We start from the raw sequence: 10,041 nt of genomic DNA on the forward strand, positions 1-10,041 counted from the left end.
GACGCCGTCCGGCTGGCGCCCGCCTATATAAGTAAACGACGGCAGCCGGATGCTGCGGGGCAGCATGACCGGCGCCGCCGCTCAGTCCGGCCAGCGGTAGCGCAGCGGCTGCTTGGCCATGAAGCGGTCGGCAGCCTCGCGGCGATAGGCGGTCGAGAAGGCAATGCCCTGCCCGTCCGCCTCCATCGCCAGCATGGTGTGCAGGTCCTGATTCAGCGAGGCGTTCAGTGCCTGCTTGGTCAGGCCCACCGCCACCGGCGAGGCCTCGGTGAAGGCCTGCGCCAGCGCCCGCGCGCGTTCCTGCAGGCTGTCCGCCGGCACGATTTCCATGACGATGCCAAGGTCTTGCGCGGCCTGGGCGTTCAGCTCGCGCATCGAGAACATCAGCGCCTTGGCCCGCTGCAGGCCGATCATCCGCGGCAGCGTGTAGAGCACGCCACAGTCGGGGATCAGCCCCATGCGCAGGAATGGCAGCCCGAAGCGCGCGCGCGGCGTGGCCAGGATGATGTCGGCCGTCAGCGCCAGGCTGAAGCCCGCGCCATAGGCCGCGCCGTCCACCGCGGCGATGACCGGCACGTCGAGCTGGATCAGGTCTTCCAGCCAGCCGTGCACCTTGTGCAGGCGCTTGCGGCCCTGCTCGGCGTTGATCTCGACCTGCATCGAGCTGATGTCGCCGCCCGACGAGAAATCGGTGCCGGCCGCGGTCAGGATCAGCGCGCGCACGCTGTCGTCGGCGCGTACCCGGCGAATCACTTCGCCGATCTCGTCGCGCATCGGCAAGGACAGCGCGTTCTTGCGTGCCGGCGAGTCCAGCGTCAGCGTCGCGACGCCGTCCTCGACGGCAAAGCGGATGGTTTCCATCGGTGGGCTCCAGGGGGGCGGGTTTCAGTCGAGCTGGATATTGGCGTCTCGCACGATCCTGGCCCACTTGGGGGTGTCGCCGGTGACCACGGCTGCCAGTTCCTGCGGCGTGGACCCGACCGGCTGCAGGCCCATGCCGGCCAGCTTCTGCGTCACTTCGGGCAGGCGCACGATGCGCGCGGCCTCGGCCGCCAGCTTCGCCGTCACATCCTTGGGCGCATTGGCCGGCAGGAACAGCCCGTACCAGCCGTTGGGCTCGAACCCCGGCAGGCCCAGTTCAGTGAAGGTCGCCACATTGGGCAGCGCCTTGTAGCGCTGGGTGCCGGTGATGCCGAGGATCTTGAACTTGTTGCTGCCCAGGTACGGGTTGGCCGAGGTCACATCGACAAAGGCGCTGTCCACCTGGCCGCCGAGCAGGTCGCTCATCAGCGGCGCCGCGCCCTTGTAAGGGATGTGTACGAGGTCGATGCCTGCCTGCTGCTTGAGCAACTCGCCGTGCAGGTGCGACGAGGTGCCGTTGCCGTAGGACCCATAGCTGAGCTTGCCGGCCTTGGCCAGCGCCAGGAACTCGCGCATATTGCTGGCCTGCACGCGGTTGGGCACCACGAACAGATCGGACGACTTGGCGATCAGCGAGACCGGCGTGAAGTCCCTGGCCACGTCGTACGGCGTGCGCTTGTACAGGGCCGGCGACTGGATCAGCGCGGTGATCGCCAGCAGGATGGTATAGCCATCCGCCGGCGCCTTGGCGACGGTGTCGTTGCCCAGCATGCCGCTGGCGCCGGGCTTGTTTTCCACCACCACCGGCTGGCCCAGGCTTTCGGCCAGGCGCTGGCCGATCAGGCGGCCCACGGTGTCGGTGCCGCCGCCGGCGGGGTACGGCACGATCATGCGGATCGGCTTGCCGGGATACGGCTGCTGCGCGAAGGCGCTGCCCGCGCCGCCGAGGATGGCCGCGCCGGCCAGGGTGCCGGCCTGTGCCAGCCAGTTGCGTCTGCTTTGCTGCATGCTGTCTCTCTCTTTGCTGAATTCGCCGCTGGCGTCACGCGCTCGGGTTGTCCGCCTGCATCTCGCGCTCCTGCAAGGCGCGCCACAGGATCTTGCCGGTGGCCGACTTGGGCAGCGCATCGACCACGTCGACGATGCGCGGCACCTTGTACGCGGCCATATGCTCGCGGCACCAGGCCATGATGCGTTCGGGGTCGGCTTCGGCCGTGCCGCGCGCTTCCGGGCGCAGCGCCACGACGGCCTTGACGGTCTCGCCGCGGCGCTGGTCGCGGGCGGCGATCACGCAGGCTTCGTGGATGGCCGGGTGCCCGTACAGCAGGTTCTCCACTTCCGCCGGCCAGACCTTGTAGCCGGACGCGTTGATCATGCGCTTGAGGCGGTCGCGCATGAAGAAGTAGCCTTCCTCATCCATGAAACCGAGGTCGCCGGTGCGCAGGAAGCGCTTGCCGCCGATCTCGATGAAGGTGGCCGCGTTGGCTTCCGGGTTGTGCCAGTAGCCCTGCATCACCTGGCCGCCGTGGACCACGATCTCGCCGGTCTCGCCGTGGGGCAGTTCCTGCAGCGTCTCGGGATCGACCACGCGCGCGTCCACGCCGAAGGTGGCGATGCCCAGGCATTCGCGCTTGGGCTGGTTGCGCGGGTTGGACAGGATGAAGGCCGCGGTCTCGGTCATGCCGTAGGCCTCGACGTAGGGCAGGCCGAAACGCTCCTGCAGCATATTGGCCACCGCTTCGGGCATGGCCGCGCCGCCGCCGCCCACGTAGGCCAGGCTCGACAGGTCACGCGCATCGATGCCCGGCTGGGAGAAGAAGTCCACCATCATCGCCGGCGGCGCGCCCCAGACCGAGACGCGGTAGCGCTCGATCAGATCCGCGGCCAGCGCGCGGTCCCAGCGCGGCATCAGCACCACGGTGGCGCCCAGGTAGAGCGGCGAGTTCATGCAGTTCTGCATGCCCAGCAGGTGGAACATCGGGGCCACGGCCAGCACCACGGATTCGGGTGTGGCGCCGCGCCAGATCACCGATCCGGCCGCCGCGGTCATCAGCGTGCCGTGGCTATGCATGCAGCCCTTGGGATGTCCGGTGGTGCCGGAGGTATAGGCCAGCATGCACAGCGTGTCGTAGCCGGCCTGGTGCGGCAGCGGCCGGTGCCCGGCGGCGCTGGCCGCGTCCCAGGCCACCGGCATCGCGCCGGACGGCGCAGCCTGCGGCGCGGGCAGCGGTTCGCGCAGCCAGGCCGGCACCGCCAGGCCGCCGTCGTCGCGCAGCATGCCGGCATAGTCGTGCAGGATCACATGGCGCAGCGCCGGGCCGTGCAGCGGCGCCACGCGCTGGTACAGCTCGCTGCCGGCAAAGGCCGCCACCGCGCCGCTGTCCTGCACCACATGGGCAAGTTCGACCTCCAGCCACATCGGGTTGGCCGGGACCACCACGCCTTCGGCGCGCAGGATCGCGTAGTAGGCAATGATGAACTGCGGGCAGTTCTGGCTGAACAGCAGCACCCGGTCGCCCGGCTGGATGCCGCAGGCCTGCTGCAGGTAGCCCGCCATCCGCTCGATCTCGTCCTGCAGCTGGGCGTAGGAGATCGCGGTGCCGAAATACTGGATCGCGGTCTTGTCCGGATAGCGGTGCGCCGCCGCCTCGACGTTGTAGAACAGGCTGGTGCGCGGCGTATGCAGCGCGGCCGGCAGGCCGGGCGGCCAGGCGGGGGAACGGAACGGCTGATTGGTACTTGTAGCAGGCTTCATTTGCAGCAATCGATACGGGTCAGTCGGGAAGAACTCAGTCCAGGCGGATGTTGTTGGTGCGGATGACCTTGCCCCAGCGCGCGTAGTCAGCCTGGACGGTCTGCGCGAACGCATCCGGCGTGCTGCCGGTCAGGACGATGCCCATGTCGTTCATGCGCTTGCGAATGTCCGGCTGGGTCAGGACGCGATTGACGTCGGCCGAGTACTTGTCGACGATGGCCCGGGGCGTGGCGGCAGGCAGGAACAGGCCGAACCATCCCAACCCGTCCATGCCGGCAACGCCCGCTTCGCGAAAGGTCGGCACATCCGGCAACTGCGGCGAGCGGCCGCCGCCGGTCACGGCCAGCGCGCGCAGGCGGCCCGAGGCGTTGTGCGGCTTGGCGCCCATCACCGAGATGATGGCGGCGGGCACCTGGCCGCCCAGCAGGTCGTTCAGCTCCGGCGCCTCACCCTTGTATGACACATGGACCATGTCCAGCTTGGCGGACTCCTTGAAGATCTCGCCGTACAGGTGGCCGCTTGAGCCGGTGCCGTAGGAGCCGTAGGAGAACTGCCTGGGCTTGGCGCGGACCAGCTCGATGAATTCCTTCAGGCTGGTGACCGGCACCGAGTTGTGCACGGCAAAGACCAGGTTGGTGGTGCCCAGCTCCGACACCGCGGCAAAGTCCTTGACCGGGTCCACCGGCGGCTTCGCATACAGGCTGGGTGCCTGCACGAGGGTGGTGATCGTCAGCAATGCGGTATGGCCGTCAGGCTCGGCGCGGGCCACGGCCTCGGACCCGATCATGCTGCTCGCGCCGGGGCGGTTCTCTACCACCACCGGGCGCGACCAGGCCTTGCCAAGCCCGTCGGCAATGGCACGCGCCAGCACGTCGGTGGCGCCGCCGGCCGGGTATGGCACGACGAGCCGGACCGTCTTCGATGGGAATTGCCCCTGGGCGAAGGCGGCAGCTGCACCGAGCACCCCGGCCACGGCCAGCAACCCGGCGCCAAAGCGCCACAACGCACTACGACGATCTGCCTGCATGTGTTGTCTCCATTGTCTTTTTCTGAGGCGGGAACGGGTCTTTGCCCCGTTTCTGGTCCCGTCCGGGCCGGTGCGCCGGCCTTGTATCGGTATCAGCCGCAGAGTGCGCGATGCTGCGGTGCGTGGACAATGACCAGACAGGCCAAAATGATTGGCCGAATCGCTCAGATGGAAGGCAGCCTTTAGCAAATCCCGATTGTGCGGCGCGGTCGCGGCTTGCTAAGGTGGCGAGACGTCCGGGAACGCCCGCGGAACCAGCCGTTCCGCGGTGCCGGCGCCGACGCGTCACCGTGATGAGGAGACCCATGCATACCGCTGTCCTGTCATCGCTGCGCCCGCCCGTGCCAGGCAAGCTGCACCTCGCCGGCAGCGCACTGCCGCCGGCGCTCGGGCACGGCCATGTCCCAGGCTGTGCCGAGGCCCCGGCGACCCCGGCGCAGGCCGCGCCACAGGCCTCGGCGCGCCACACCATTGCGATCCAGCATGTGGATCACATTCTGCTGGGCCCGCGCCGGCTGGGCCACGACATTGCCGCGCTGCTACGCCGGGCCGGAATTTCACCGGCGCTGCTGGCCTCGCCCAATGCGCGCGTCACCCAGGGCCAGTACGCGGCGCTGATCCGCACGCTACGCCGCGTCATGCGCGATGAACTGTGGGGGCTGCTGGACCGGCCCGTGACCCCGGGCGTGTTTGCGCAGGCGTGCCGCAATCTGATCCATTGCGCCACGCTGGAAGACGCCATCCGCGCCGGGCTGCGCCTGTACCGGCTGCATATCGACGCCTTCGCACCACGCCTGCATGTCAGCGCCGACGGCAAGACCGCCTCAGTGGTGCTGCATCCGCGCGCGCCGGCCTCGGCCTGCCGCAGCTTTGCCGAATCGACTTTCGTGTTCCATGCCTACGCACTGCTCAGCTGGCTGGTCGCCAGCCATATCCCGCTGGCGCGGGTCGACCTGAGCGCCGCGCCGTCGCAGGGCGGCCCAGAGACCGAGCGCGTCTTCAAGACCGCGGTACATTACGGGCAGCCTGTCTCCGTGTTGCATTTCGATGCCGCCAGCCTGCGCCTGCCGGTGATGCAGGACGCCGCCAGCCTGCGCGCGTTCCTGCGCGAGACGCCGCGCAACCTGCTGATCCGCTACCGCGACAACAGCTGCCTGGCCGAGCGTATCCGGCAGCACTTGCGTTCCCACCTGGATGACGAACTGCCGTCGCTGGAACAGATGGCGCAGGTGCTGCGGCTCACGCCCCAGACGCTGCGCCGCCGCCTGCGCGACGAGGGCAGCGGCTACCAGAGCATCAAGGACAGCCTGCGCCGCGACGTGGCCATCGGCATGATGGAGCGCCCCGGCATGACGCTGCAGGACGTGGCGCTGCGGCTTGGCTTCTCCGAGCCGAGCACGTTCCACCGGGCCTTCAAGAAATGGACCGGCGTGGCGCCGGGAGAGTATCGGATGCGGGGATTGCGGGGAGAGGCTGTGCCCGGCTGATGCGGGCCGGGTCAGGATCTCCGGTGGCCGGCGGCTAAAGCATGGCTGCCGGATTGCCCGGTACCGTCCCCCCCTACCTCTGTCCCACCGGCGGCGCTGCCCGCTGCCCCACCTGCACCATCCCCGTCTGAGGCGGCGGCACCTGCAGGGTCGCCAATAGCAAGCCCATGCCGGCAAGGATGCGGTACTGGCTGGCCAGTTCGTTGTACTGGCCGGTCACATAGGCCGTGCGGGCGCTGAAGTACTCGTTCTCGGCATTCAGCAGGTCAAGCAGGCTGCGCTGCCCGATCCGGAATTGCTTGCCGTAGCTGACGCGCGTGGCGTCGCTGGCCTCCACGTATTGCTTGAGGCTCACCAGCCGGTCCTGCGCCGTCAGGTGGGCGTTATAGGCCTGCGATACGGCCTCCTGCACCTGCCTGCGCAGCCGGTCCAGGTTCTGCTCTGCTTCCTGGACCTGGTAGCCGGCCTCGTTGATGCGCGCCTTGTCGGCGTTGCCGCGAAACAGGTTGTAGCGCACGCGCAGCATCACGCTGCGCTCGTCGGTGGTGCCGAGCACGCGGTCGCGGTCGCGCGCCACGCCGACCTCGAGATCCAGCCTTGGCCACAACGCGGACTTGGCCAGCGAACGTCCGGCCAGGGCTTCGGCGATATCGGCCTGCCCAGCACCCAGCGCGGGGTGATTGGCGTTTGCCACCTGCTGCGCCTCCCGTTCGGTGGCAGGCAGCAGCGTCGACAGCGAGTCCGGCCTGGACAAGGCCTCCGGCGGCGCGCCGACCACGCGCAAGTAGGCTGTCATGGCGTCCTGCAAGCTGCCCTGCTCCGCCCGCAGGCTGGCCTTGGCCAGCGCCAGGCGGCTTTCGACCTGATAGAGATCGGCGCGGCGCAGCACCCCGTTGTCGGCGCCAAGCCGGATCTGGTCATAGATGTGCTGGTGCGCTTCCAGATTGGCCAGGCCGATGACCACCGTTTCCTGACGCCGCAGGACCTCCACATAGACGCCGACCGTGCGCAGCGCGATGTCTTCGGCAGTCGCGCCGACCCGGTAGGCCGCACCGTCGATCCGTGCGCCCTGGCGCTCCACATCGCTGCTGGTGGCGAAGCCGTCGAACAGCATCTGCGAGATCGTAACGCCGGCCGCATGACTGGCATAGGAAGAGTCGGACAGGCCCATCAGCCGGGTGCTGTGGCTGTCCAGGCGTACGCGACCGGTGGCGGCATTGACATCGACCCGCGGCAGGTAACCGGCGCGCGCCTGCGTCAGCCCCTCGTCCGCGGCCAGCCGGCGGCTGCCCGCCGCCAGCACTTCGGGATTGGTATGCACGGCTTGCTCGACTGCCTGGCGCAGCGCCTGGGCTGCCGCGTGATGCGGCACCACCATGGCGGCCCATAGCAGTACATGTGCCAGCCGGCACCATGTCGTTGTCATGCTTCCCCCACTCGGGCGCACCCGCTGCCGCGTATCACGCTGGCCGGCGCCTGCGTGAGACGGGAAGCGGTGCGCTACCCGTTTATTATGGTTTTCAACTGCGCCGGATTCCGGCTTTACTGCTGCCCTGCATTTCCCTCTCTGAATCCGCCACCGATCGCACGCCTCAGGCGGTGTGGATATTGCCGTTGCTCAACAACGTGTTGAGATCGAGCCCGACCACGCCCTGCAGCACCGCCACGTCCTGGAATGCAGCCGCCGTGCCACTGCCATCCCGATCCAGGCTGACGACGGTGTTGCCATCGACTTCCGACAGGCGAATGAACTGCCCGGCATTGGCAGCTGTGACGGTGACGCCGGAAAGCAGGTCGGACAAATCCAGCACATCGCCGCCCGCGGCCACGGGCGCCCGGTCAAAATCGGTGACCTTGTCCACCGAGGCCGAGTCGGCCCGGAGAAAGGCGAACGTATCACTGCCTGCACCGCCGGTGAGGGTGTCGACACCCGCACCGCCAATCAGGGTGTCGTTGCCGCCGCCACCAGTCAGGTTGTCATCGCCGGCGCCGCCCCGCAGCACGTCGATGCCACTCGAGCCAATCAGGTTGTCGTTGAAAGCCGAACCGATCACGCCTTCCATGTTCTTGTAGCTGTCGGTGCCAAGGCCGACCGCAACCAGGTTCAGCGCCGTGGCACTGCTGCTCTGTGTCAGAGTGAGCGAGATCGCGCCGGTGGCATCGGAGAAATCCAGCAGATCGATGCCTGCACCGCCGTCGATGGTGTCATTGCCCGCGCCGGCGCGAATGATGTCGCCGGACGAGCTGCCGGTCAGTGTGTCACTGAAGCGCGAACCGATCACGCCTTCCATATTGCTGTAGGTATCCCGGTCCAGGCCGACGCTGGTCAGGTTGACGAGGGTGCCGCTGCCGCTCTGGGTCAGGGTAAAGGTGACAGCGCCGCTCGCATCCGAGAAGTCCAGCATGTCGATGCCGGTGCCGCCGTCGAGCGTGTCGTCGCCTATGCCACCGCGCAGCACGTCGTCGCCGGTGCCGCCCTTGAGCGTATCGGCGGCGTTGCCGCCAATAAAGACGTCGCCGGTGGCGCCGCCCGTGAGCGCATCGGAGTTGCTGCCGCCATCCAGGTAGGAAGCCTGGTAGTTCAGGCCCGCCAGCGACACGTCGGCCGACCCGTTGGTCGACGAGACATTGACCGTGACGGTAGCCGTACTGGTGCCGCCCGCACCATCGTAAATGGTGTAGCTGAAGCTGCCCGACGCCCCGTTGTCGGTGTTGAACATGACGTAGCTGTTATTGGTCCCCGGCGCGAACGCCAGGTTGCTGACCGCGCCCGTGGCAGACCCCAGCGCAATCACCGACAAGGCCATGCCATCGACATCGCCGTCATTGCCAAGCAGTGCGCTGACAGGGATCAGGATGCCGTTGGTATTGTTCGAGGCGTAGATCACGTCCGCTGCCGCCACTGGTGCGTCATTGACCGGATTGATTGCAATCGCGACCGAGTCGCTATCGACCGAGGCGCCATCGCTGGTCTGCATCTGCAGCGTGGCTGCGCCCGCATAGTCCTTGTCACCGACGAAACGCAGGCCGTTCAGCGCGGCATTGATCGCCGCGTCACTGCCCGTGAACGTCATGGTGCTGTCCGAGGTGCCGTCGCCCGCCAGGAACTGCAGCCCCGCGAAGCCGTTCAGGCTGATCGTGCCGGAGGTCGCACTGAGCGTCACGGTATGGCTGCCGTTGTCCACGTCAGAGATGCTGAGGGCGTTGCCATTGGTGGTGCTGAATACCAGCGGCGCGTCTTCGTTGACTACCTGTGCCGTGGGCATGGCGTTCACAGCAGCATCGTTGGCGCCGGTGATGTTGACTGTGATTGCCTGGGTGGCGGTGAGATCGGCCGATTGCACGGACAGCGAGTCGGTCACATGCTGGCCTGCGGCGAGAAACTGCACCTTGCTGTTGTCGAGCGTGTAGGTCCAGGCCCCGGTGTTGGTGTCGAAGGTGAAGGTGCCGTACTGTCCTGCCAGGCTCTCCGGCGCCACCGCGGCGAAGTGCGCTTCACCGGTATCGACGTCAGTGACCGTCAGCTTGCCGCTGGCGGAGGCGTCGCCGGGATCGGTGTTGCCGGCGCCGCCGGCCTCGGTCACCGCCTTGTCTTCGTTGGCCGAGGCTGTGATGGTGGCGTGGTCGTTGGCACCAGTGATGTCGACCTTGATGGTCTGCTGCGCCGTCTGGTCGGCCGAGGACACCGTCAGCGAATCACTGACCTGCTGGCCCGCGATCAGCGCATCGGCCTTGGTGTTGTCGAGCGTATAGCTCCAGGCGCCGGTGTTGCTGTCGAAGTTGAAGGTGCCGTACTGTCCGGCCAGGCTCTCCGGCGGCACTGCGGCAAAGTGCGCTTCACCGGTATCGACGTCAGTGACCGTCAGCTTGCCGCTGGCGGATGCGTCGCCAGTTTCAGCATTGCCTGCGCC

The 10,041-nt window shown here is 67.7% G+C and carries 7 protein-coding genes; 1 reads left to right on the forward strand and 6 read right to left on the reverse strand.

Annotation, left to right across the window (positions count from 1 at the left end; translation table 11 throughout):
• Positions 1–81 precede the first annotated feature (81 nt).
• The 4 genes from AC1Q7H_RS31875 to AC1Q7H_RS31890 are packed head-to-tail and all read right to left on the reverse strand — an operon-like array spanning position 82 to position 4,643.
• Positions 82–861, reverse strand: a complete 780-nt coding sequence (locus AC1Q7H_RS31875; protein WP_013952340.1) for an enoyl-CoA hydratase/isomerase family protein — start codon at positions 859–861, stop codon at positions 82–84.
• 24 nt (positions 862–885) lie between these two features.
• Positions 886–1,869 carry a Bug family tripartite tricarboxylate transporter substrate binding protein gene (locus AC1Q7H_RS31880; RefSeq protein WP_492382128.1) on the reverse strand — a complete coding sequence of 328 codons (984 nt, stop codon included), beginning with the start codon at positions 1,867–1,869 and terminating at the stop codon, positions 886–888.
• 34 nt (positions 1,870–1,903) lie between these two features.
• Positions 1,904–3,616, reverse strand: coding sequence for a long-chain fatty acid--CoA ligase (locus tag AC1Q7H_RS31885; RefSeq protein WP_153955475.1), 1,713 nt, complete (start codon positions 3,614–3,616; stop codon positions 1,904–1,906).
• A gap of 34 nt (positions 3,617–3,650) precedes the next feature.
• On the reverse strand, positions 3,651–4,643 hold the full coding sequence (locus AC1Q7H_RS31890) for a tripartite tricarboxylate transporter substrate binding protein (protein ID WP_492379551.1): 993 nt from the start codon (positions 4,641–4,643) through the stop codon (positions 3,651–3,653).
• A 305-nt stretch (positions 4,644–4,948) separates the two neighbouring features.
• On the opposite strand from AC1Q7H_RS31890, the gene AC1Q7H_RS31895 reads away from it, so the two are divergent.
• Complete coding sequence (locus AC1Q7H_RS31895) at positions 4,949–6,130, forward strand: AraC family transcriptional regulator (protein ID WP_492379550.1); 1,182 nt, start codon at positions 4,949–4,951, stop codon at positions 6,128–6,130.
• Between the two features lie 73 nt (positions 6,131–6,203).
• Here AC1Q7H_RS31895 and AC1Q7H_RS31900 read toward each other — a convergent pair whose 3' ends face one another.
• Positions 6,204–7,556, reverse strand: a complete 1,353-nt coding sequence (locus AC1Q7H_RS31900; RefSeq protein WP_153955474.1) for a TolC family outer membrane protein — start codon at positions 7,554–7,556, stop codon at positions 6,204–6,206.
• 166 nt (positions 7,557–7,722) lie between these two features.
• Positions 7,723–10,041, reverse strand: a 2,319-nt coding sequence (locus tag AC1Q7H_RS31905; protein WP_492382129.1) for a VCBS domain-containing protein, incomplete at its 5' end; no start/stop codon positions are given.

It is taken from the genome of Cupriavidus sp. GW823-FHT06D04 (assembly GCF_058795055.1).